Genomic DNA, 22,424 nt, shown 5'->3' with positions numbered 1-22,424 from the left:
CACTAATTCCCCCGGTCGCGCATACCACTGCCATGGACGACGTGGTCGACCTGGTGAGACGGTCGCTGTCGGGGGAGAGCGACGCGGAGTTTCGTGAACGGATCGCCGAGCAGGCCGACCAACTGCGCGACGCGATCGAGGCGGGCACCTTCGACAACGAGGACTTCGCGGTCGGACTCGAAGTCGAGGTGTACGCGATCGACGCCGAGCCGGAACCCGTCACGGACGACGACGGCGAGGACGAACCCGACGAGGCGACACTCGACGCCGACTTGAGTGGTGGCAGCGGCGGTGATCTGGGTTCACTCGAACCGGCGGGCGAGGACGCTGTCGACGATTCGTTCGAATCCGACGGGGACGACGAGGCCGACGAGCCTTATATGGACCCCGACGACTGGGAGGGGCGACTCGCCGAGCTTCCGGAGTCGATCTTCGGGACCGCTGCAGCCAAGGAGCTGGGCGTCCACAACGCGGAGATCAACACCGATCCCGACGTGCTCGGTCCGACCGGGCTGGCGGTCCAGACGACCTCGATCGAGATGCGCATCAAGAAGGCCCGCGACGCGGCCCGCGAGGCCAACCGCGAACTCGTGCTGGACGCGATGTGGACGATTCCGCCAGCGGCGGGGAGCGTGTCGTACCTCTCGGACGTCGAGGAACGCGACGGGTTCGTCTTCGCCGAGAACATGCGACAGGACCCACGCTACGTGGCGCTGGACAACGAGGCGCTGGGCCACGCCGGGGGCGAGATCGACTTCTCGGTGCCCGGCGCGAGTCACTCGTTCCCGACGATCCTCTTCGAGTCCCTGACCGCCTCGATCCAGCCACACCTCCAGATCCCCGACAGCGACGCGTTCCCGGCCTACTACAACGCGGCGATCCGGACGCTGGGACCGATCGTCGCGCTGACGGCGAACTCGCCGCTCCTGCCGGCGGACATGTACGACGCGGTCGAGGACCCGCGGGCGCTGCTGGAAGACACCCACCACGAGCTCCGGATCGCCGCCTTCGAGCAGTCGGTCAACACCAGCGAGAACCCCAAGGTGCGAGTCCCCAGCGACATCGAGACGACGACCGAGGTCGTCGACCGCGTCGTCGAGGACGACCTGTTCGCCCCGTTCCCCCGGGAGTGGATCGAGGACGGCACTCGGAGCGGACTCCACGACACCTACTGGGAGTTCGACCACAAGCGGGGGACCTACTGGCGGTGGCTGCGCTGCGTGATCGGGGGCGATCCCGTCGACGGAGCCGGTGACGAGCGGTCCCTGCGAATCGAGTACCGGCCGATCCCCACCCAGCCGACGGTCGCTGACACGATCGCCGTCCAGGTGCTGACGGCCGGCCTGCTCCGCGGGCTTGTCGTCGCCGACCATCCGCTCGCGGAACTCCCCTGGCAGGACGCAGAAGCGAGCTTCTACAGCGCCGCCCGCGAGGGACCGGACGCCGACCTCGCCTGGGTGACCGCCGACGGCCAGCGCACGACCGACCACGACGCGATCTACGACGAGGTGTTCGAGTACGCCCGGCGGGGGCTGGGGAGCCAGGACGTGCCCGAGAGCCAGATCGACGAGATGCTGGCACCGATCGAGCGACGACGGGCACTCGGGACCACGCCGAGCCAGTGGAAGCTCGACCGGGTCGGCGAGTACCTCTCGGAACACGACCTGCCCGACGCGATCTGTGAGGCCCAGCGCGACTACTACGAGCTGAGCCGCGAGCACGACACGTTCGCCGACTGGCTGTGAGGTCGAGCGACACTGTTTGCCGTCTGCCGACGGCGTCCGTTTCACGGATCGACGGCCCGGCCGCTCGTACTCAGCACCGACGAGTGCCGGTCCCCCGCGTGACGCTTCCGAGGTCTGCGCGTCCGCCGTCGAGGGGAACGCCAGTGTACGGGTCCCGCGACAGGAGGGCGGCCCCGTCGAGGTCGGCGTACTCGACGAGCGGTGCGAGGTGCCAGGCCGGCGCAATCGACGCGTTCGATTCGAGCATACAGCCGAGCAGCACGTCGAGCCCGTGTGCGTGTGCGGCGTGGATCTGTTCGACTGCGGGACGGACGCCGCCACACTTCATCAGTTTCACCGTCACGAGGTCGCAGGCGTCGGCCACGCGTGGCACGTCCGGGGCGGCGACACAGCTCTCGTCGGCACAGACCGGCAGCGACGTGGCGCTGGCGACCCGTGCCAGACCGTCCAGATCGTCGGCCGCTACTGGCTGTTCGAGGAACTGCACGTCACGCCGGGACAGCCAGTCGGCCTGCTCGATAGCTTCTGCGGGGCTCCACGCGCAGTTGGCGTCGACTCGCAGCGTCGCGTCGGGTGCGCCGCGCCGGACCGCTCGAATGCGACTCCGGTCGTCGTCGGTCCCGACCTTCACTTTCAGCGTGTCGTACCCGGCTTCGACCGCGCGCTCGGCGCGCTCGGCCATCGTCTCGGGATCGGCGATGGCGACCGTGTACGAGGTTCGGGGGGCCGCCGCCGGATCGAGCCCCCACTGCCGATAGCAGGGGACGCCGAGGTCCCGCGCCGCCAGGTCCGCGAGCGCCGTCGAGACGGCCGCCCGGACCGCGGCGGCGTCGGGAAGCCGGGTCGCGAGCGTGTTCGCGACACGCTGGCTCGCGTGGGGATCGTCCCACGCTTCGACGACCGGCCGGAGGTCGTCGAGGGCCTCACAGACCGAGTCCGCCGTCTCGCCGTAGTACTCGCTGGGCGCTGCGCCGCCGACGCCGGTAGTTCCTTCGTGTGTTATTTCGACCGTCACGACGGCTGCGGTGGTCGTCGTGCCACGCGCGATCTCGAACGGATCGTCTGTCGGCAGCTCGTGGCGCTGGCACGAGAGCCTCACGTCACCACCGCCAGGAGGTCATCGTCGACGCCGAACCGGACCGGATCCGTCGCGGGAACGCCCAGCTCGCCGGCGTACGTCGAGACAGCCCGATCGGCGGCCTCGGGGTGCAACGACTGCGTGTTGAGCGTGCCGGCGACGACGGGCGCGTCCGCGACCGGGGCAGCGACCGACTCGTAGAGGCTGGCGTACTCCGCGACCGGCGGAATCGCGGTGTCCTCGTACCCGTTGACCGCGGTCCGGCCCGCGACGTGACAGAGCACGAGCCGGTCCGGTCGTGCGCCGTGGAGGATGCTCGTCGTCACGCCGGAGTACGCGGGGTGTGCCAGTGCCCCCTGGCCCTCGACGATCAACAGGTCGTGGTCCTCGGCCGCCGCCTCGACGAGTCGCTCGACGGCACCGGCGGCGAAGTCGGCGATCACTCGGTCGACGACGATCCCCCACCCTTCGATCAGGACGCCGGTCTGTCCGGTCGGGACGACTGCGGCGTCGATCCCCCGTGCTCTGGCAGCGTCGCGAAGCTCGTAGCTGGCCGTCATCTTCCCAGACGAGCAGTCGGTGCCGACGGTCAGGACCACGTCGGCGTCGACCGCCCCGGCGGTCCCGTCGGCGACCGACAGGTCGTCGGGCGGGTCGCGCAGATCCCGGAGTTCGCAGTCGTACTGTTCGGCCAGCGTCGAAAGCTCGGGGTCGTCGGCCAGAAATGTGTGGAGCCCGGCGATCACGTCACAGCCGCGTTCGATCGCCGTCCGAACGTCCGGCCGCCACGACTCGACGAACCCGCCGCCGATCGGTGCGATCCCGATCACCAGCGCGTCGACCGCCGGCACGTCGTCCATGCTCTCGACGATCGGCGCGTCCTGTCCGTCCGTCACGTGGTCGTTCACGCGGTCGCCAGCGGTGTCGCGGTCGATCACCGCCCGCACGTTCTGGTCGCCGTAGCGCAACACGCCAACGGCCGTCTTCGCCCGGCCGGGGAACTGTCCGTGAGCGAGCAGTGCGATGTCCATAGGTCGAACCTCGCACGCCCACCGAGTAAAACCTCGCCCGGCCGCCGACAGTCACAGCACCCGCAGCTGGACGCGCCAGAACTCGTGGACGGCGTCCGCGAGCGCCGCCTCGGGCTCGCCCGTCGCGTCGACGGGCTGGGTCGCGTCGGCTCGGTCGGCGAACTTCGAGAGCAGGCTGCGCTCGCCGACGACGTAGAGCCGCTCGGCGTCGCGCTCCTCGATGGCGGCCAGACAGCGGTCGACGTGGGAGTCGATCTGGGCGTCCCGGAGGCGTTCGAAACGCGCCTGCGAGAAGCCGCCCTTCGAGTGCTGGCTCTTGAGTTCGGAGTCGAAGCCGTGGAAGGCGATCCGCTCCCGACCCACGTACTCGCCGAGTGCGAACAGGTCGGAGCGCACGAGCGCGACCGCGTACTCGCCCGTCGGCTCGAACCACGTGCGATCGATCGCGAACCCGTCGCGCCACTCGGCGAACGGTTCGGGCGAGACGGGCGTCGAGAGGGTCGTCGCGACGAGTCCCGCGTCGTCGACGACGAGCAGGCACGGAGCGGCCCGTCGGACGAGCGGGGCGTCGTCGCCGACCGCGTCCCGGACGGCGGCGGGGAGGTCGTGTTCGTCGGCGACGTAGGCGGTCAGTGCCCCCTCCGGCCCGGTCTCGACGGAGTCGAGTCGATCGAGGACGCCCTCCAGTCGCTCGCCCGAGAGGGTCTCCTCCCGGCGGAACTCGCCGCGTCCGGACTGGCCTTGCTGGCGCTGGACGCGATCTTCGAGTTCGGTCACGCGGTCTTCGAGTCGGTTGACGCGCTCCTGTGCGGCCTGGCGGTCGCTGACGGCGTCGGCACGGCGGTCCTGCTCGGCGTCGAGTTGGCGCTGGAGGTGGCGTTTCTCCTCCTCTAACTCCTCGATGCGCGCTTTCAGCGATCGACGGCCGAACAGCTCTTCGAGCATCGACTGAGACCGGAACGGCCTGACGTATAAACGTTCACACCGCGTCCAGCGTTCACAGCGCGGTCCCGGTCATCGAGAGGAGCTGTCGAGCTCGGTCGGCCTTCGCGAGCAGGACCTCCTGGAGCGTCGGTGGATTGGCCACGTCGACCTCGGCGAGTACGTCTTCCGGCACGGCGAGCGTGTCGGCTGGCACCGCATCGTCGCCCTCGACCGCGAGGTGACGGGTGCCGAGCTTGACGACGAGCGGACGGTCTGTCCGCTCTATGCCCTCACCGTCCGTGTACAGCTGTCGGTTGACCTGCTCGTGTTGCTCGCGGCACATTGCAGGCGAGCCGTCCGCGCTGGGCTCGACGTACAGTCGCCCCAGATAGTAGCCACGGGAGAATCGTTCGAACATACAGTACGTTTCGTGGTATGTGATACCATGATATAAACCCTCGCCGTGAACGGTATCACGTCGGGCAATCACACCGCTAGCCGTGTCGTCAACCAGACAGCCGTCGCGATTGACGGCGGGCGGCGATAGCGGGTCCAACCGCTCGACGGGGCCGAATGAACGCTCTCGACGCCGCAGGGTCGCTCGATCAGCAGCGTGAACGGTTCATAGTCGACACCTGCCCGCGCTGAACAGTGCGAACAGTGAGTATCGTTTTTTATGCACTCCCGACCACATGCAGGTGAACATGAACAGTCGGCAGGCCACGTTCGTCGCCGTCCTCGCGGTCGTCGCCGTCGGCGTGGCGGCGCTTCCGGCGAGCGGGGCGAACGCGCAGGCCACCAACGAGACAGCCGAGAACGGGACCGAGGCGGACATGGGGGCACAGCTGACAGCCTTCATGCAGGCCAGTGCCGCCGAGACCAACGACACCGTCGAGTCGGGGATGTGGGCCGCCGGCTTCGAACGGGCAAACGAGTCCGAGCAGGCGCGGCTGGCGACCGACAGGACGACCGAGATCGAGCGGCGACTCCAGCGCCTCCAGGAGCGCAACCAGACACTCCAGGAGCGTTACGAGAACGGCTCGATCGACGAAACCGAGTATCTGGTCCGGACCAGCCGACTCGCCGGTGAGATCAACGCACTCCGACACAGCATCGACGACACCGCGACCGCAGCACGGACCGCGGGCGTCGACCCGACCGGCATCGAACGGCTCCGGGGGCAGGCCCGGAACGTCACGACGGGCGACGTACCGGGCGTCGCCCGCGGTATCGCAACCGGACAGGGGCCACCGGCGAACGCCGGACCACCGGACTCAATCGGCGACGGACAGGGACCGCCAGACGAGGCCGGCCCGCCGTCGGGGGACAACGCGACGCGAGGACCGGCCGCTAACGCGACGCGAGGGCCGGGAGCCGGCGACCGAGGCCCCGGTAACGGGACCGCGGGCGACGGACCGGCGTCCGAAGGAGAACGACCCGGCAGTGGGCCGCCCAACGAGACCGGGCCGGCAGACGACGGCGCTGACAGGGGTGGGACGACAGACCCTAGGCGCGGGGGTGTGCAAAACGGGTCCGACGGTGGGACGGCAGACGACGGCTCCGAAACGACGGCCCAGTCCACAGCGTCCGAGAGCGACACGGGATCGACAGACGACGCCGATCAGAGCACGAGCGACGACTCGAACCGGGACGACGGCGAGTCGGCGAGCGGCGACGGTACGTCAGCGAACGGCGACGGTGGCGACGACGCCGACGGCGGGTCGTCCGGGAACGGACCATCTGACGACGGTCCGCCCGGGGGAGACTCCTCGGGAGGACCGCCGGACGACGCCCCTGGCAACGGTCCGTAATCCCCATCGGGCGAGGGGACACCCTTTTCCCCACTGGTAGCCTACCCCGGGGTGAATGGACTCCGCCGAGCTGCTCGATCTCCTCGGGAACGCGAACCGCCGTCGCATCTTGCGCCTGTTAGCACACAAGCCCTGCTACGTGACCGAGATCAGCGAGTACATCGGCGTCAGCCCGAAAGCAGTCATCGACCACCTCCAGAAGCTCGAAGACGCGGGACTCATCGAGAGCCGGACCGACGATCAGCGCCGCAAGTACTTCTCGATCGCCCGCAACCTCCGGCTGGAAGTCCGGGTCTCGCCCTACGAGTTCGGGACCAAGAGCGCGTACCCGGCCCGTAGAGGCTTCGACATGAGCTCCTGTCGACACCTCACCATCGACGTGGGCGACGACGACGGCGACGACTTGCAGTCACTCGCCAGCGATCTGGAGCGACTCGAACAGCTCGAAAACGAGCTGTCGCTGGCCCAGCGCTGGGTCCAGGGCCAGGTGACCGACCTCCGGGAGCGCATCAGCGAGCGCATCGACGACGGCCGGGAAGACGGCCGCCTCTCCGCCGAAATCGTCAGCGCGCTCGCGAACGGCATCCACTCGGTCGAGCGTATCAGCAGCGAGGTCGAGGCCCCACCGGAACTCGTCGAGGACGCGCTGGCGTGGCTCGCCGACGAGGGGATCGTCGAGCGCCACGCCGACGGCTGGCAACTGGCCGACTAGAGGTCTCGCGTCAGCCCGTCGCGGAGGTCACGGCCGGCGTAGTGGCCCACCAGCGCGGCCAGCCCGCCGGCGACGCCGCCCGCGACCGGAACGAGGCCGCCCGAGACGACCGAGAGCGTGATCGATCCCACCACGGTCGTCAGGACGCCGACCAGGGCTCCGGCAGTGCCCGCCTCGACGTACCGTGCGTCGGTCGAGACCACACCCAACACGAACAGCACCGCCAGCACGCCGACGACGCCGCTCAGGGGTCCCAGCGGGAGCGCCCCGCCGACCACGAACGTCCCCACGAGTGCGCCCGCGAGCTGGAGGGCGAACGAGACCGGCGAAACGGCGTCGCCGACGCGCCCCCGGAGCCCGCCGCCGGCCGTCGTCTCGTCGGCCGTGTCGGTGTCGGTCTCGAAGTCGGTCGCCGTGTCGAACCCGGCGATCTCGTCTGTGCCGCCGACCGACGCGTCCGTCTCACCCACACCGACCTCGTCGACAGCCTCCTCGTCGATCGTCAGGTCGTCGGTGCGCTCGCTCATACACCACACTGTGAGCGCCTGGGGTATGGGCCTTTCTCCCCCGTCGGTCGACTTCCCCGTCGGTACCCGTCCGCGATGAGCAACCGTCTTTGGCGGGGACGCACTACGACCGAGTGGCCGATGACGAGCGATCGCGGTTCCGAGTGTGGATGACCACCGCGCAGCGACGAACCCTATGAGTGCCGAGGCCAGCTTTCTATATAACGGTGAGTGGAGTTTGAAAAAGGTAGTCATCCTTTGTTTTAGTTCTTTGACGAAAATTATATATACAATCCTACCGCAACAAAAACTGGATCAACAATGGGGGAAGATCCGGTAATACGCAAACGAGTTGCGGGGAGTAGCCTACCACGTGTCACCAAGTCACGTGTCGCAAAGACAGGGGTACTGATCCTCTTTTTGACGGTTCTTGGTCTCTTTGTGGTACAGACGGCCGCCGCCCATGGAGCACCGTCGGATCCGATTGGCCAGGGGTTGGCCTGTTACGAGGAGGTTAAGAGCGAGGGAGAGACAAACGAGATGTGTGAGTTTGCACGCGAGCAGAGCGGACAGGCAATCTACAACTGGCAGGGAATTCGCGACGGTGATGCGGGCGGCGATCACCGGGAGAACATCGACGACGGTGAACTCTGTAGTGCCGGAAGCGAAAGATACGCTCCGTACGATGAGCCAGGAGACTGGCCTTCGACGACGATCGAGCCCGGTACGCAGACGTTTACTCTCGATCTGACCGCGCCACACGAAGCCAAGTACTTCAGGTTCTACATGACCAAGGATGGATGGGATCCAGACACCGCGCTTGCGTGGGATGACCTGGAACTGATCCACGAGACTGATCCGATGAGTCCCACTGAAACGACGGAAATCAGTGGTGTGGATGTCCCTGACCGCAACAACAAAGAGCACATCATCTACATGGTCTGGCAGCGATCCGATTCGCCAGAAGCGTTCTATTCGTGCTCCTACGTTGACATCGCCGGCGCTGATGATGGCAACGATGACACGCCAGATCAGCCCGACACGCCAACTGATACGCCAGATCAGCCTGACACGCCAACTGACACGCCAGATCAGCCTGACGTGCCCGCGTGGGACTCCGAAGCCACGTACACGAGCGGCGACCAGGTGACCTACAACGGCAAAACGTGGGAGGCCAAATGGTGGACGCAGGGTGACGAACCCGGTTCCTCCGAGTGGGGTCCCTGGGAGCAGGTCTCCGGCGATGACACGCCAGATCAGCCCGACACGCCAACTGACACGCCAACCGACACGCCAACCGACACGCCAACCGACACGCCAACTGACACGCCCGATCAGCCGGACGTGCCCAAGTGGAATTCGAGTACGGCCTACACAAGTGGCGACCAGGTGAGCTACGACGGCGAAACGTGGGAAGCCACGTGGTGGACGCAGGGTGACGAACCCGGTAGCTCCCAGTGGGGGCCGTGGGAACGAGTAGAGTAGTGAGAAGGTAACACTTCTACCGGAAGAAGCGAATCGGCTCCTTTTTTACAGTTGCTGGTCGGGCAGCGAGCAGAAAATCCCATGACCGACTGCCAGTCCCTGTGATTCACGACGTGTATAACCCAGACGTGTCTCTCGATGGAGCGAACGGTGCGTTCACCGCGTTTGATACTACCGGCTGTAAGTCTGTGAATGATTTCGCCACCCCGGGGTGGCGAAGCTCGTCACGAAGTGACAGCCGGCAGTATGAGCTCTGTTCTCCGGCGTGCGAATCGGAGCGTCGCTCCGTGAGGTGTTTGGCCACCGTCGAGAGGGGCCATCGCGCAGCGATTGCTGTCACTGAATGCATAAAATAAATGCTGTCCCACGTCTGACACACCGACAATGGTCCTCTCCGACGTTTTGCTCGCCCCGCTGGGACTGGCGGCCCTCCTCCTGGCAGTGCCGATCGTGGTGTTGTATCTCGTTCGTCCGGACCCACAGGAACGCACGCTGCCGACGTTCCGGTTTCTCGTCGCCGGTGAACGCCAGCAGTCGTCGACGCCGTTTCTCGAACGGATCGCACGGAGTCTCCTCCTGGCGTTGCAGGTGCTCGTCGTACTCGTGCTCGCGGTCGGACTGGCGACGCCGTACGTCACCGTCTCCGAGCGGGCGACGGTCGAAGAGACGGTCGTGGTCCTCGACACGAGCGCGTCCATGCAGACCGAGGCCGACGGCGAGACACGCTTCCAGCGGGCCGTCGCGGCCGCCCGGGGGGAGGTGACGGGGTCGACCTCTGTCGTTACCACGACCGACGGGGGTGAGGTACTGCTCCAGCGGGGCACGCCGACGACGGCGCGGGAGACGCTGGCGGGACTCGGCCCGACAGATGCACCGGGGACGCTCGGCGGCGCTGTCTCACAGGCCACGTCCCTCGCCGGTGAGAACGGCCGGATCGTCGTCCTGAGCGACTTCGCGGGCGAGGAGTGGACGACCGCGATCACGACGGCGCGGGGACGAGGCCTCTCCGTCGATCTTCGACAGTTCGACCGCGGCGGGGACGCGAACGTCGGCTTCGTCGACCGGCGGTTCACCGGCTCGAAGGTGACGCTGTCGGTGAAAAACTACGGCGACGCGACCGTCACGCGGACCGTCCGGCTCGGCGACGCCCAGCGCGAGCTGCAGCTCGGACCCGACGACGTCGGCTCGGTGACGATGCCGGTCCCGGCCGGGGGGAGCGAGGCCCGACTCGACTCGGACGACAGCTTCCCGGCTGACGACAGCGTCTACGTCGCAGCGCCGCCGGACGCGGCCGTCGACGTACTGGTGGTGACCAACGATCGGAACCGGTATCTCACCACCGCGTTGTCGGTGGTCGACCGGGTGAACGTGACCGTCAGGCAGCCGCCGACGACGATCCAGGGCGAGTACGACGTCATCCTGTACAGCAACGTCGAGCCGAGCGCGCTGTTGCCCGGCAACGTCGAGAGCGGGCGCGAACTGGTCGAAGACGGTGGCGGCGTGGCGGTGCTGGCACAGGACGACCTCCCACAGCGGTACCGGGATCTCCTTCTCGTCGACCCCGGTGAGACCCGAACGGGCGCGACAGTGGGCCAGACGGCACAGACACAGCTCACCCGCGGCATCGACTTCCAGCCCCCAGAGGAGTACGTCGCGGGCTCGCTGCGCTCGGGCTCGGTCCAGGTGGGGCTGAGCGACGGGACGCCCCTGATCGCGACCGACGACCGAAGCGGCGGCCGCGTCATGTACTACGGGTACATCGAGGATCGGTCCAGCTTCAAGTTCAACTACCAGTACCCCGTGTTCTGGAAGCGGGCGGTGTACTACCTCGCGGATAGGGAGCCGTTGCCGGCCCTGAACCACGAGACCGGCGAGACGGTGCGGTTCGGCAACACCACCGTTGAGGGGCCAGACGGCCCCGTCACCGGCAACGCAGTCACGCTCCAGCGGGCCGGCCACTACCGGAGCGAGAGCCGGCAGGTGAGCGCGTCGCTGCTGGACGAGAGCGAGTCGAACACCGCCGTCGAAGCGCTCGATCGGCGCTCCGGGACAGCGGGAAATCTCACTCGGACCGAACGGCGGTCGGTGCCACAGCCGTTGACCGAGTACGTCGCGCTGGGCGGACTGGTGCTCGTCCTGGCCGAGATCGGCTACCTCCGCCGACGGGGTGATCTCTGATGCGAGTGTCCGCCACCGTCGCGGAGGGGCTCACCGTCGGCGTCGAACACCTCTGGCCGCTGCTCGTCCTGCCGATCGCGGTCGGCGTCCTCGCGTCGCTGATCCGGCGTGGCAGCGGCGGGCCGCGGTCGGCATCGAACCGGAGCCGTCGGCTCCTGCTCGCCAGTCGCGTACTCGTCGTCTGCCTGCTCGTCCTCGGCGCGATGGGACCGTACACCGCCCAGACCCGCGAGACGCCGGGCGAGCCGGGCGTGACACTGCTGACAGACGAATCCGCGAGCATGGGGATCTATCCGAACACGACCGACGAACTGGTACGGGACATCGAAGACGAGGGCGTCCCGGTGACGCGGGTGACGGTCGGCAGCGACTCTGCGTCGCGGATCGGTGACGCCGTGGCGGCGAACCTCCGGGAAAACGGCACGATCGCCGTCGTTTCCGACGGTCGCGTCACGGCGGGACGGAGCCTGTCGACAGCCGCCGCCGACGCCGACGCGCTCGACGCGACCGTCCACGGCGTCACGCCCCAGTCGCCACGCACCGAGCGAGCCGTGGCGATAGCGGGACCGTCGACGGTGAGCCGCGGCGTCCAGTCCCGGTACACCGTCTCGATGCGGGGCGTGAGCGTCTCCGAGCCCGTGCCGGTGACGGTGACGATCGACGGCGAGACGGTCACTGAGGAGGAACTTCGACCGGACGGGACGCTCACTGTCGATCACACGTTCGAGGAACTGGGGGCACACCGCGTGACCGCGACGCTGTCGGGCGAGGACGAATACGCCCGAAACGACGTGTTCTACGAGAGCGTCCGCGTCGTCGAACAGCCCGACGTACTGTACGTCGCACAGGGCGAGTACCCCCTCCAGAACTACCTCGACTCGCTGTACAACGTCACGACGGCCGCGTCGGTCCCGGCGGCGCTCGACGACTACGCCGCCGTCGTCGTGCAGGACACGTCGGCGAGCGACGTGGGGAACGCCACCGCGCTCCAGGACTTCGTCGTCAACGGCGGCGGGCTGGTCGTCGCGGGCGGTGACAACGCCTACGAGAACGGCGGCTACGAGACGTCGCCGATGGGCTCGATGCTCCCGGTCCAGGTCGGGAACGCGACCGGCGGCGAGTCGAACATCGTCCTCCTCGTCGACGTCTCCAGTAGCGCCGAGAGCGGGCTCTCGGTACAGAAGGCCGTCGCACTGGACGTGCTCGACCAGCTCGGCGACGAGAACCGGGTCGGCGTCGTCGCTTTCAACCAGAACGCGTACCGCGTCTCGGAACTGCGAACGCTCGGCCAGAACCGTGCGGCGACCGCCGAGAAGATACGGCAACTGGAGAGCCGCGGCGCGACGGACATCGCCGTCGGCCTCCAGGGGGCCGACGAGTTGCTGGGCGACCGCGAAGGGACGATCATCCTCCTCAGTGACGGCCAGGACCGTCTGGGGCCGCCAGCGGCCGTCGCGAACCAGCTGGGCCGCGAGGGGACCCGCGTCGTCTCGGTCGGCGTCGGCAAGCGCGTCGGCGTCCCGACGATGCGCCAGATCGCCGACGAGTCCGGCGGCTCGTACTTCGCCGCCGACGAGACCGAGCGGCTGCGACTCCTCTTTGGCGGCTCCTCGCGGCGCTACCGGGGAGAGAACCTCACCGTCGTCACCGAGGACACGTTCATCACTGCCGGCGTCGAGCTGACGGCCAATCCCGGTCGAGCCAACAACGTCCGCGTCAAGCCCGGGGCCGACTACCAGGTCGCCACCGCCGACGGGAAGCCGGCGATCGCCTCCTGGCGGTTCGGTCTCGGCCGCGTGGTCTCTATCACCGCCTACGACTCGGACAACACGATGGGCGGTCTGCTCGACCGGCCGGACTCGCTGGTCGTCACGAAGTCGGTCAACTACGCCGTGGGCGATCCCACGCGTACGCAGACCGGCGTCACGTCGGTCGACGACGCCCGCGTGGGGCGGCCGACGACACTGACCTACCAGGGCGACAGTCGCCCGAAGGCCGCGAACGTGTCCGTCCGCCAGGTAGGCGAGGGGCGGTATCGCGGCGAGTTCACGCCCCGGGAGGCGGGGTATCAGACGGTGCTCGACACCGAGTACGCGGCCAACTACCCCGTGGAGTACGCGTCCTTCGGCCCGAGCGACAGCCTCGACGCGCTCGTCGAACGGACGGGAGGCCAGACGTTCAGCCCGGACGAGGGCGAACAGATAGCCAGACAGGCCCGCCAGCAGTCCACCCGCGTCCGCACCGTCAGAGAGACCTGGGAGTGGGTCGCCCTGCTCGGCGCGCTCCTGGTGTTCACTACCGAGGTGGTCGCCCGTCGTGTTCAAGTGTACCGCGGTCGCACCACTCTGGAGAGTGGTCTCCCGTGAGCGCAATCGGCCGCCGTATCAACCTCGGGCTCGTGGCGTTCGTCGTCCTCTCGATGGTCGGCACCGGCGCGACGACGGTGCTGTACCAGGACTCCGCGAGCGAACTGCGATCGCAGAACCAGGAACTCAGACAGGAAAACGCCGAGCTCCGTGAGAACCTGGACGACACCAGAAGTGAGGTCGAATCCGCCCAGACTCGCGTCGACGAACTCGAAGAGCGACTGGAGACGCGATCGAAAGACGTCGATCAGGTCGCGACCAACCTGAACCGGACCGAGTCACAGTTGAACGCCACGGAAAGCCAGCTGGCAGAGACCAGGCGGTCGCTCCGCGAGAGCGAGGACCGCGTCGAAGAGCTGGAGGGGACAGTTGGCTCTCTCCGGAACGAGCGAGACGCCCTCCAGAACGAGGTCGACGACCTCAGATCGACGGTCGACGATCTAGAGATGGAAAACGAGGAGCTGGTCGACGAGCGTGACGAACTCGAAGACCAGGTGTCCGACCTGGAAGACGAGATAGACCGTCTGGAATCGCAGATAACGACGCTCGAAACCGAGGTCGCAGAACTCGAAAACCGAAACCGAGAGCTACGAGACGACATCGAGACGCTCTGTAGCCAGCCGGAGAACCAGGGCAAAGTCAGCTGTGAGGACTCCTGATGGACGGACCCGACACCGACAAGCGGAGTGGTGAACAGTCTCCAGAAGAACGGGAACGACCGCGCGAGCGCATGGCCGCAGCCATCGCCGAGGTCAGACGCGAGGGCAAGAAGGCGGCGTTCGTCTACGCCGTCGTCGACGCGGTGGTGGCCTTTCTCCTGGCGAACGTCGTCCTGACTGCCCTCTCGCCGGCCGGCCTCCCGACACAGGTGTCGGTCCCGGCGGCGGTGACAGAGCCGATCGGAGCCGCCGTCGGCCGCTCGATACCGGCGCTCTCACTCCCCGCGGGCGCGGTCGTCGGCATCGCCCTCGGGGGGCTCTGGCTCCTCGGCGAGTACCTGTACCGGGTCCGCCAGCCCCTCGTCGAACAGTTCGAGGCGGCCAACGCGAACGTCACCGACGCGCTCCGGACGGCCCGAGACACCGTCGAGGACGGGGCCGAGACGCGGATGGCGGCCCGGCTCTACGAGGACGTGCTCGCGGGCCTGAAACAGAGTTCCAGCACTGCACTGGTCGATAGCCGGCGGCTGCTCGGGACGCTCGTCGTCGTGATCCTGCTGAGCCTGGCGACGGTACAGGTGGCCGTCGTCGACATCAGTCTGCTCGATCGCGACCCGGTCGAGACGGAAGCGACGGACGACAGACCCGACGAGTACGGGGGACTCGAAGACGGCGACGCCATACTCGGCGACGGCGAAGACGTCCAGGCCGGCGAAGAGAATCTCACCGCCGAGATCGACTCGACGGGCGGCGACCAGGAAGTGGATCGAAGCCAGTCTTTCCCGTCCTCGGACACCGGCGGACCGGGGAGCGCAACCGATACGGTCGACAGCCAGCAGGCCGGGTTCGCCGGCCAGGACGACGTCGAGGATGCAGCCCTCATCCGCGAGTACAATCTCAGAATCAGAGGAGACGCTGACGACGGAGACACCGACAAATGAGCTCAGAGCAAGACATCGACGCGCTACAGCGGAAGATCGCGGACGCACGTGAACAGATCGGCACGCGAATCGTCGGCCAGGAGGAGGTACTGGAGCAACTGCTCGTCTGTATCCTGGCCGACGGCAACGCCCTGCTCGAATCGAACCCCGGACTGGGGAAGACGACGATGGTCCGGACGGTCGCGGCGGTGACCGACCTCGAGTTCTCCCGGATTCAGAACACTCCCGACCTGATGCCGTCCGACATCACCGGGACCGAGATCATCCGCGAGACCGACAGCGGACGCGAGTTCGTCTTCGAGAAGGGGCCGGTGTTCGCCAACGTCGTGCTGGCCGACGAGATCAACCGGGCGACGCCGAAGACACAGGCCGCCCTGCTGGAAGCGATGCAGGAGAAGCAGGTGACAGCTGCGGGCGAGACCCACGAACTGCCGCGCCCGTTTTTCATCCTCGCGACCCAGAACCCCATCGACCAGTCTGGAACCTACGCGCTCCCGGAAGCCCAGACCGACCGATTCATGCTGAAGCTGCTGGTCGACTACCCCGACTACGACGAGGAGCGGACGATCGTCGACATGAACACCGCCGGGGCAGAGCAGGTGCCCGTCGAGCGCTCGCTGACCCGCACGGAGATTCGAGCGGTCCAGCAGCTGGTCCGCGAGATGCCCATCGCCGACGACCTGCGCGATCGAGCGGTCCAGCTCGTCCGCCGGACCCGCGAGGCCGACGACATCGAGTTCGGGGCCAGCCCGCGAGCGAGCATGGCGCTCGTACAGACGGCGAAAGCGCGGGCGTTCCTCCACGGCCGCTCGCACGTCACGGGCGAGGATATCGAGGCGCTGGCCGCCCCCGTACTCCGTCACCGGATCGTCGTGGACTTCCGGGCCGAGCGGGAGGGGCGGACGGCGGACGACCTCGTCGCGTCGCTACTGGAATGAGTCCCCTCCGTAATCGCAGTTCCGCGGACGGGCCAGCTACTTCGGGAGGACGAACTGTGACGATCGAACCGGACTTTCTGGACGAACTCGGGCAGTTTACCGCCGCGCTGAACCGCCAGACGACCTCGATTCGGCAGGGCGACCAGCGGTCGCCGCGGGTCGGAGACGGCCTCACGTTCAGCGATTACCGCCGCTACTCGCCGGGGGACGACACGCGACGGATCGACTGGAAGCTGTTCGCCCGGACCGAGGAGTACTTCATCAAACAGTACGAGGAAGAGCGGAGCCTGACCGTCCACCTGCTCGTCGACACGAGCGCGTCGATGGACTACGGGGAAGCGTCGAGCCACAAGTTCGAGTCCGCCGCCAAGCTCGCGCTCGGGTTCGCCTACCTGACGGCGACGGAGAACAACGACTTCCGGTTCTGTACGTTCCGTGACCGGGTGGACCGTATCGACACAGGCCAGTCGAACCGGGGGGAGCTCCTCTCTCTCATCGACCAGTTGAACGAGATGACGCCCGACGGGACGGCCGATTTCGAATCCGCGCTCGCGGCCTACGCCGAGCGCATCCGCTCGCGGTCGCTCGTCGTCGTGTTCAGCGACTGTCTGACCGAGCCCGAGGAGCTGGAAGCCGGTATCGCCGCACTCGCACGCAACGACGCCGACGTGCTACTGGTCCGCGTCGTCGCCCCGGAAGAACGGGACCCGGGCGTCGTCGGTGACGTGCTGTTTGCCGACCCCGAGAGCGACGAGACGCGTCGGTCGTACTTCAGCGGCTCGCTGGCCGAGACCTACCGGTCGCGCCTCGACGCCCACGTCGACTCGGTATCGAACCGCGTCACGGCACTGGGTGGGGACCACGTGCTGGTCGAGACCGGCGAGGAGTACTTCGACTCGTTCGCGAGCGTGTGGCTACAGTAGCCAGAGAGCGGTCGCGTCGACGCATACGACCGGCTGTACATCTGTGACCGATTTCGCCACCCCGGGGTGGCGAAGCTCGTCACGAACTGACAGCCGGCAGTATCACGTGTGTGGACGCGTGCCGACGGTGTCAGTCGCCACGGACGAGGCGGAGTCCGCCACCGACGGCGATCACGACGCCGCCGAGGAGCGACACGACGACCCCGAGTCCGGCCCCGTCGAGTCCGGCCACGAGAGCGATCCAGTGGCCCGCGACCAGCGTCGCGACCAGTCCACCCGCGAGTGCCACCCGGCCGGCGGTCGCCGAACCGCGCATAACGGCGACCGTCGCCAGAACGGCGAAGGCCGCGAGCACCGCGACGAAGCCGTTGGCTCCGAGGCCGACCGTCGTCCCAGCGGCGGTGACCTCCCAGGGGAGGAGCGCCCCGACGACGACGGCGGCGACGCCGAGGACGGTCAGTGCCTCGGGTGCTGGGAAGGCGTCGCTCACGATCCCAGCCACCTCGGTCGAGTCGGCACGTCGAAGCGGTCGGTCACGACCAGTCCCAGCCCCAGCACGGCGGCGATCCCCACCGGGAGCCAGTTGCCGAAGACGGCGTTGATGGCCCCCCAGAGGATGACGAAGCTCACCATGTCGTCGAGCATGAACACGCAGGAGCGCAGTCGCTCGCCCAGCGTCTGCCAGTCGAACCCCCAGTCGAGCAGCAGGACCGCCACCGTCGCCGAGAGGATCCACCCCTCGTAGTTCGAGCGGGGCACGCCGTAGTAGCTCCCGCCGCCGTACTCCCAGAAGCCGAGCGCGACCGCGCCGGGGTCGAGCACCAGATCGATCGCCAGCACGGTCGCGATCACGGCCGGCAGGCGGAGCCACGGGTTCGTCGCTCGCTGTCCGAGCAACAGCGTACACAGCAGGTAGCTGTTGACCACCAGCGGGACGAAGAAGATCGGCAGTCCCAGGGGCACCTCGCCGGCCAGCATGGGACCCAGCGAGACGCCGTAGGCGAACTCGCCGTAGGGCCAGCCGGTCGCGATACCGACGAACTCGATCGCGTAGGCGTAGGCCGTCAGCGACACGAGCGCGAGTCCCGCCCTGCGGTCGACGAGGGGCGCGAGTCCGGCCCCCAGTGGGAGCCGCATGACCAGCGTCCCCAGCAGGATCAACAGGGGATGAAAGACGAGCACGTCGGGCAGCCACGGCGGCCGGAGCGCGCTGGCGGTCAGCAGGATCGCCCCGGTGACCGGGAAGACGACGGCGATGGTGAAGCGATTCTCCAGCACCAGCTCGTCGAGGCGGTCCAGCGCCCGCTCGCGGGTCGGCGTCGCCAGCAGGTCATCCATGCAACATCACCCACAGACCGACGAGCGTGAACGACATGCCCACCAGCGTGTTGATCGCGGGGTACCACCAGTAGGCTCGGTGTACGTCCACGCCGGCCAGCGTGATCCCGAAGATCAAGACGGGGTAGAGCCCGAGCAACACACCGAAGACCGGGTGGACGAGACCGAACGTGGCCGCCGCGGCGACCCAGCAGGCACCACAGTAGTAGTAGGTGCGGCGCTCGCCGAGCCACGTCGCGGTCGTCCGGATCCCGGCCTCCCGGTCGGGTTCGATGTCGGGGATCGCAGAGAAGGTGTGCATCCCCATCGACCAGAGCCACGCGCCGACGACCGCGAGCGTCGGCGGCAGCGCGCCCTCGATCGTGGTGTAGGCGATCACCGCCGGCAGGATGTACAGCCCGTTCGACAGCGAGTCGAGCAGCGGCGTCGTCTTGAAGCGTGCCGGCGGGGCGCTGTACTCGACCGAGAGGACGGCCCACGCGGCGAAGACGACCAGCGCGACGGTCGGCAGGAAGGGGACGAACGCCAGCGCGGCCAGACCCGACAGCGCGATGGCCGCGAGGACGACCGGATCGCGCTGGAAGCGCACCTCTTTGCCCTCCTCGTCGTCTTTCTTCGGGTTGTACTCGTCGACGTCGGCGTCGAAGGCGTCGTTGACGCCGTAGAGGAAGACGTTCGCGGGGACCAGAAAGTACGCGAACAGCGCGACGGCGATCGGTGCGAACAACTGGGCAGAGGAGTCGGCGGCGTAGGTCACGCCGATGATGACCGGCCCCGCGAGGTAGAGCCAGAAGCGCGGCCGCGAGAGCCAGAGGAGATATCCCAGGCGCGACTCCTCGGAGGGGAGCAGGGTCGCCAGCCGGTCGCTGAGAGCGGCGCTCATGGTGGCACTCAATCGGCGAGTCCTCTTAGCGCTGGTCCTCGATCAGTTCGTTGGCCGCGTGTTCGCCGCTGATCAGACACATCGGGACGCCGACGCCGGGTCGAGTGAAAGAGCCGGTGAAGTACAGCCCGTCGACGGCCGACGAACGGATCGGCGGGCGCAACAGCGAGGTCTGGCGCAGCGTGTGTGCGAGTCCGAGTGCCGTCCCCTCGGTCGCGTTGTACCGGTCGGCGAAATCGGAGACGGCAAAGCCCTCCTCGAAGACGATCCGGTCCCGGAGGTCGACGCCGGTGTTCTCGGCGATGTCGGCGAGGATCTGCTCGCGGTACTCGGCCCGGATCTCGTCGCCGTCGTGGAGGTCCGGGGCGATCGGCACCAGCACGAAGAGGTTCGAGTGGCCCTCGGGCGCGACGGTGTCGTCGGTCTTCGAGGGGACACACAGGTAGTAGGCGGGATCGTCGGGCCAGCGCGGGCGGTCGAAGATCGCGTCGAAGTGGTCCGACCAGTCCGTCGGGAACACGAGCGTGTGGTGTTCGAGCGGTTCCACGTCGCCCTCGACGCCCAGATACATGAGGTAGGCAGACGGAGCCAGCGTCCGGTCGTCCCAGTAGTCGTCCTCGTACTGGCTCTCGTGGTCGGGCAGGAGTTCGCGCTCGGCGTGGCCGTAGTCGGCGTTGACGACGGTCTCGTCGGGCCGGTACACGTCGCCGTCGACCGTCTCGACGTGGAAGCTGTCGCGTCGCTTCGTGATCTCGTCGACCTCGCTGTCGGTGACGTACTCGACGCCGAGTTCGCGGCCCAGCTCGACGAAGGCGTCGATCACGACGCCGATCCCGCCCTCGCCGTCGTCGTTCACGGGGTAGTAGACGCCGAGGTTGAAGTCGACGTGGCTCATGATGTTGTACAGCGCCGGGGTGTTCTCCGGCGAGCCACCGAGGAAGACCAGCGTGTACTGGACGATCTGCTTGAGTTTGGGGTGCTCGAAGTAGTCCGAGACGTGGCCATGCATCGACCCGATCAGGGAGAGCCCGATCGGGGCAGCCCGCATGACGCTCGGGTCGACCCAGTCTCGCAGGCGCGGCCGATCCGTGTAGACGAAGTCCTCCATCGCCGTCTCGTAGTGCTCCTCGCTCGTGTCGAGGTAGTCGTCGAAGGCCTCGGCCGCGCCGGGTTCGTACGCCTCGAACTTCGACCGCATGGCCTCGAGGTCGCCGTTGACGTCGAGCTGGTCGCCGTCCTTGAAGAAGATGCGGTAGTGTGGATCGAGCCGTTCGAGATCGTAGTAGTCGCCGGGCTCGCGGTCGAAGTGGGCGAAGAAGCGCTCGAACACGTCGGGCATCAGGTACCACGACGGCCCCATGTCGAACCGGAACCCCTCGGCCTCCAGTCGGCTGGCACGCCCGCCCAGCTGTTCGTTCTTTTCGAGCAGGGTCACGTCGGCACCGGCGTCGGCGAGGAAACAGGCGGCAGAGAGCCCGCCGACGCCGCCACCGACCACGACGATCTCGTCACCAGACAGATCACTCATTACACGAACGAAAGACGGCGTCGGTGTTAAATTGCGGCCCAAACCTGTAGGGGCTTGGGTCGGCGAGCCGGGACCACCGGTCGACCGGTGACCGACGGAGTTATTAACGAAGGTGTTTGTGTTATTAATATGGCTGCAAACGAAGCGTCAGCATTCACAACGATCGGGGATCGATTCTCGCTTCCCGGCATCGCGGGCGTCGTCGCGCTGGTGGTGCTCTCGCCCCTGGCTGTCGCGCTGGACGCGGAGAAGGTCCTGGTCATCGCGTGGGTCGCGTTCGTGGCGATGGCCGTCGGCGCGTGGTTCGGCGGTCGAAGCGAGACCACCAACGCCTACCGCCTCGTCTGGGGGTACGGACTGGCCAGCGGTGCGATGGTCACGAGCGCGGCGATGTTCCTGCTCCCCCAGGCGATGGGGCTGGGACAGGGGGCCGGCTCCGCACGGCTGGGCGGGATCGGCGTCGCGGCCGGCATCGCCGTCGGCTACAGCTCGCACACGATCAGTCACCGGCTGACCCACGTCGAGACCTCCTTCGACGTGACCACCCTGGAGATCACGGCTCACGCGCTGTCGGCCGGCCTGATCATCGGCCTCGTCTACGCCTCGATGCCCGACCCCGGTTACCTGCTCGGGCTCGCGATCGTCTCGCACAAAGGCCCCGCCGGCTACGCCGCCGCCCGGCGACTCGCCCGCGCCGACAAGTCGACGACGGCGCTGTTGCTCCCCGCGGCGGGCGTCGGACTGACCGCGATCCCCATGGCACTGCTGTCCGTTCCCGACGCACCGGCAGTCAAGGCGATCGTCTTCGGCTTCGCCGCCGGGATCTTCCTCCACATCGCGATGGACTTCCTCCCGAAGTGCGAGGCCGGCAGCGAGATCGACGAGGTCGTCCAGCTACAGGAAGGCGCACACCACCTGCTGGACGAACTCCGGACCCACGCCGTCGCCTCGACGATCGTCGGCGTCGTCGCGGTCGTGGCCGCGTGGGGACTGGTCTAACCGTCGCCAGCCGATCCTCCCGACGAGATCACTCCCCGGACCGTCACCGTCTGAGAGCGGGACCGGCGTCGAGGCGGTGCTGGCATGCTTTGTACCGGGCGCTCTGAAGCTCTCCTCGCCAGCGTGGCGGCGGGGTACTGCTCTGTACGGCGTGTTTTCCTCGAATACGTGGAGCGTCGAGTGGATGTTCACCGCTACCGACGGCCGGCCGTGGGTGAGTCGGTCGCTCGCGTGGGGGGTGATCGGCTTCGAACTGCTGGTCCCACTCGCACTGGTGACGCCGAAGGCGTTGCTGCTCTCGATACTAGTGGATTTTACCTATTGAAGAGCCTGTCTCTCGAACAGGGCGCGACACCGACCGTCGACGGAGACACGACGG

21 protein-coding genes are annotated in these 22,424 nt (G+C 67.6%); 12 read left to right on the top strand and 9 right to left on the bottom strand.

What is annotated here, in order from left to right; translation table 11 throughout:
• Positions 1-32: 32 nt before the first annotated feature.
• Positions 33-1,745 (top strand): hypothetical protein, encoded by a 1,713-nt coding sequence (locus IL252_RS13230; RefSeq protein ID WP_208628367.1) that lies wholly within the window; start codon positions 33-35, stop codon positions 1,743-1,745.
• A 70-nt stretch (positions 1,746-1,815) separates the two neighbouring features.
• On the opposite strand, the gene IL252_RS13225 is transcribed toward IL252_RS13230, so the two are convergent.
• The 4 genes from IL252_RS13225 to IL252_RS13210 are packed head-to-tail and all read right to left on the bottom strand — an operon-like array spanning position 1,816 to position 5,196.
• Positions 1,816-2,844, bottom strand: a complete 1,029-nt coding sequence (locus IL252_RS13225) for a dipeptide epimerase (RefSeq protein ID WP_208628366.1) — start codon at positions 2,842-2,844, stop codon at positions 1,816-1,818.
• Complete coding sequence (locus tag IL252_RS13220; RefSeq protein WP_208628365.1) at positions 2,841-3,854, bottom strand: DUF1611 domain-containing protein; 1,014 nt, start codon at positions 3,852-3,854, stop codon at positions 2,841-2,843. Before IL252_RS13220 ends, IL252_RS13225 begins: the two co-directional genes overlap by 4 nt.
• A gap of 51 nt (positions 3,855-3,905) precedes the next feature.
• Entirely contained in the window at positions 3,906-4,799 is an 894-nt protein-coding gene (locus IL252_RS13215) for a Vms1/Ankzf1 family peptidyl-tRNA hydrolase (protein ID WP_170093510.1), read from the bottom strand.
• A 52-nt stretch (positions 4,800-4,851) separates the two neighbouring features.
• Positions 4,852-5,196 carry a DUF5802 family protein gene (locus IL252_RS13210; protein WP_208628364.1) on the bottom strand — a complete coding sequence of 115 codons (345 nt, stop codon included), beginning with the start codon at positions 5,194-5,196 and terminating at the stop codon, positions 4,852-4,854.
• Between the two features lie 286 nt (positions 5,197-5,482).
• Here IL252_RS13210 and IL252_RS13205 point away from each other — a divergent pair, with 286 nt between their 5' ends.
• Both IL252_RS13205 and IL252_RS13200 read left to right on the top strand, forming a co-directional pair.
• On the top strand, positions 5,483-6,589 hold the full coding sequence (locus IL252_RS13205; RefSeq protein WP_244257138.1) for a hypothetical protein: 1,107 nt from the start codon (positions 5,483-5,485) through the stop codon (positions 6,587-6,589).
• A 55-nt stretch (positions 6,590-6,644) separates the two neighbouring features.
• Positions 6,645-7,301 (top strand): metalloregulator ArsR/SmtB family transcription factor, encoded by a 657-nt coding sequence (locus tag IL252_RS13200; RefSeq protein WP_208628362.1) that lies wholly within the window; start codon positions 6,645-6,647, stop codon positions 7,299-7,301.
• Here IL252_RS13200 and IL252_RS13195 read toward each other — a convergent pair.
• Positions 7,298-7,828 carry a hypothetical protein gene (locus tag IL252_RS13195; protein ID WP_208628361.1) on the bottom strand — a complete coding sequence of 177 codons (531 nt, stop codon included), beginning with the start codon at positions 7,826-7,828 and terminating at the stop codon, positions 7,298-7,300. The two genes, IL252_RS13200 and IL252_RS13195, sit on opposite strands and share 4 nt — an antisense overlap.
• A gap of 300 nt (positions 7,829-8,128) precedes the next feature.
• Between IL252_RS13195 and IL252_RS17755 the strand changes: the two genes are divergently transcribed.
• The 7 genes from IL252_RS17755 to IL252_RS13160 all read left to right on the top strand — a co-directional run bounded on the left by IL252_RS17755 (position 8,129) and on the right by IL252_RS13160 (position 17,297).
• On the top strand, positions 8,129-9,292 hold the full coding sequence (locus tag IL252_RS17755; protein WP_208628360.1) for a lytic polysaccharide monooxygenase: 1,164 nt from the start codon (positions 8,129-8,131) through the stop codon (positions 9,290-9,292).
• A 384-nt stretch (positions 9,293-9,676) separates the two neighbouring features.
• Positions 9,677-11,470 (top strand): BatA and WFA domain-containing protein, encoded by a 1,794-nt coding sequence (locus IL252_RS13185; protein WP_208628359.1) that lies wholly within the window; start codon positions 9,677-9,679, stop codon positions 11,468-11,470.
• Positions 11,470-13,836: a vWA domain-containing protein gene (locus IL252_RS13180; RefSeq protein ID WP_208628358.1), complete on the top strand. Its 2,367-nt coding sequence runs from the start codon at positions 11,470-11,472 to the stop codon at positions 13,834-13,836. Before IL252_RS13185 ends, IL252_RS13180 begins: the two co-directional genes overlap by 1 nt.
• Entirely contained in the window at positions 13,833-14,495 is a 663-nt protein-coding gene (locus IL252_RS13175) for a chromosome partitioning protein (RefSeq protein WP_208628357.1), read from the top strand. Before IL252_RS13180 ends, IL252_RS13175 begins: the two co-directional genes overlap by 4 nt.
• Positions 14,495-15,436, top strand: a complete 942-nt coding sequence (locus tag IL252_RS13170) for a hypothetical protein (RefSeq protein ID WP_208628356.1) — start codon at positions 14,495-14,497, stop codon at positions 15,434-15,436. The genes IL252_RS13175 and IL252_RS13170 overlap by 1 nt, the downstream gene beginning before the upstream one ends.
• Entirely contained in the window at positions 15,433-16,374 is a 942-nt protein-coding gene (locus IL252_RS13165; RefSeq protein WP_208628355.1) for a MoxR family ATPase, read from the top strand. The genes IL252_RS13170 and IL252_RS13165 overlap by 4 nt, the downstream gene beginning before the upstream one ends.
• A gap of 56 nt (positions 16,375-16,430) precedes the next feature.
• The gene (locus IL252_RS13160; protein ID WP_208628354.1) at positions 16,431-17,297 is read left to right on the top strand and encodes a DUF58 domain-containing protein; all 867 of its coding nucleotides are present in this window, start codon (positions 16,431-16,433) and stop codon (positions 17,295-17,297) included.
• Positions 17,298-17,427: 130 nt separating this feature from the next.
• On the opposite strand, the gene IL252_RS13155 is transcribed toward IL252_RS13160, so the two are convergent.
• The 4 genes from IL252_RS13155 to IL252_RS13140 are packed head-to-tail and all read right to left on the bottom strand — an operon-like array spanning position 17,428 to position 21,046.
• Positions 17,428-17,787 (bottom strand): hypothetical protein, encoded by a 360-nt coding sequence (locus tag IL252_RS13155; RefSeq protein WP_208628353.1) that lies wholly within the window; start codon positions 17,785-17,787, stop codon positions 17,428-17,430.
• Positions 17,784-18,635 (bottom strand): bisanhydrobacterioruberin hydratase, encoded by an 852-nt coding sequence (gene cruF / locus IL252_RS13150; protein WP_170093502.1) that lies wholly within the window; start codon positions 18,633-18,635, stop codon positions 17,784-17,786. Before cruF ends, IL252_RS13155 begins: the two co-directional genes overlap by 4 nt.
• Entirely contained in the window at positions 18,628-19,518 is an 891-nt protein-coding gene (locus IL252_RS13145; protein WP_153552496.1) for a prenyltransferase, read from the bottom strand. Before IL252_RS13145 ends, cruF begins: the two co-directional genes overlap by 8 nt.
• Positions 19,519-19,543: 25 nt before the next feature.
• On the bottom strand, positions 19,544-21,046 hold the full coding sequence (locus tag IL252_RS13140; protein ID WP_208628352.1) for an NAD(P)/FAD-dependent oxidoreductase: 1,503 nt from the start codon (positions 21,044-21,046) through the stop codon (positions 19,544-19,546).
• A gap of 129 nt (positions 21,047-21,175) precedes the next feature.
• Between IL252_RS13140 and IL252_RS13135 the strand changes: the two genes are divergently transcribed.
• Both IL252_RS13135 and IL252_RS13130 read left to right on the top strand, forming a co-directional pair.
• Complete coding sequence (locus tag IL252_RS13135) at positions 21,176-22,045, top strand: ZIP family metal transporter (RefSeq protein ID WP_208628351.1); 870 nt, start codon at positions 21,176-21,178, stop codon at positions 22,043-22,045.
• A gap of 184 nt (positions 22,046-22,229) precedes the next feature.
• Entirely contained in the window at positions 22,230-22,370 is a 141-nt protein-coding gene (locus tag IL252_RS13130) for a hypothetical protein (RefSeq protein ID WP_208628350.1), read from the top strand.
• Positions 22,371-22,424: the final 54 nt, after the last annotated feature.

The organism is Halomicrobium sp. IBSBa (assembly GCF_017612575.1).
Taxonomy (GTDB): Archaea; Halobacteriota; Halobacteria; order Halobacteriales; family Haloarculaceae; genus Halomicrobium.
This window is presented reverse-complemented; position numbering and strand designations above follow the sequence as displayed.

What these genes read in the sequence shown, in the direction of transcription:
- IL252_RS13165 (WP_208628355.1), top strand. Translation starts at nt 15,433, where the DNA reads ATGAGCTCAGAGCAAGACATCGACGCGCTACAGCGGAAGATCGCGGAC.
- IL252_RS13145 (WP_153552496.1), bottom strand. Translation starts at nt 19,518, where the DNA reads ATGAGCGCCGCTCTCAGCGACCGGCTGGCGACCCTGCTCCCCTCCGAG.
- IL252_RS13210 (WP_208628364.1), bottom strand. Translation starts at nt 5,196, where the DNA reads ATGTTCGAACGATTCTCCCGTGGCTACTATCTGGGGCGACTGTACGTC.
- IL252_RS13205 (WP_244257138.1), top strand. Translation starts at nt 5,483, where the DNA reads ATGAACAGTCGGCAGGCCACGTTCGTCGCCGTCCTCGCGGTCGTCGCC.
- IL252_RS13230 (WP_208628367.1), top strand. Translation starts at nt 33, where the DNA reads ATGGACGACGTGGTCGACCTGGTGAGACGGTCGCTGTCGGGGGAGAGC.
- IL252_RS13180 (WP_208628358.1), top strand. Translation starts at nt 11,470, where the DNA reads ATGCGAGTGTCCGCCACCGTCGCGGAGGGGCTCACCGTCGGCGTCGAA.
- IL252_RS13170 (WP_208628356.1), top strand. Translation starts at nt 14,495, where the DNA reads ATGGACGGACCCGACACCGACAAGCGGAGTGGTGAACAGTCTCCAGAA.
- IL252_RS13185 (WP_208628359.1), top strand. Translation starts at nt 9,677, where the DNA reads ATGGTCCTCTCCGACGTTTTGCTCGCCCCGCTGGGACTGGCGGCCCTC.
- IL252_RS13215 (WP_170093510.1), bottom strand. Translation starts at nt 4,799, where the DNA reads ATGCTCGAAGAGCTGTTCGGCCGTCGATCGCTGAAAGCGCGCATCGAG.
- IL252_RS13200 (WP_208628362.1), top strand. Translation starts at nt 6,645, where the DNA reads ATGGACTCCGCCGAGCTGCTCGATCTCCTCGGGAACGCGAACCGCCGT.
- IL252_RS13130 (WP_208628350.1), top strand. Translation starts at nt 22,230, where the DNA reads ATGTTCACCGCTACCGACGGCCGGCCGTGGGTGAGTCGGTCGCTCGCG.
- IL252_RS17755 (WP_208628360.1), top strand. Translation starts at nt 8,129, where the DNA reads ATGGGGGAAGATCCGGTAATACGCAAACGAGTTGCGGGGAGTAGCCTA.
- IL252_RS13195 (WP_208628361.1), bottom strand. Translation starts at nt 7,828, where the DNA reads ATGAGCGAGCGCACCGACGACCTGACGATCGACGAGGAGGCTGTCGAC.
- IL252_RS13135 (WP_208628351.1), top strand. Translation starts at nt 21,176, where the DNA reads ATGGCTGCAAACGAAGCGTCAGCATTCACAACGATCGGGGATCGATTC.
- IL252_RS13140 (WP_208628352.1), bottom strand. Translation starts at nt 21,046, where the DNA reads ATGAGTGATCTGTCTGGTGACGAGATCGTCGTGGTCGGTGGCGGCGTC.
- IL252_RS13220 (WP_208628365.1), bottom strand. Translation starts at nt 3,854, where the DNA reads ATGGACATCGCACTGCTCGCTCACGGACAGTTCCCCGGCCGGGCGAAG.
- cruF (WP_170093502.1), bottom strand. Translation starts at nt 18,635, where the DNA reads ATGGATGACCTGCTGGCGACGCCGACCCGCGAGCGGGCGCTGGACCGC.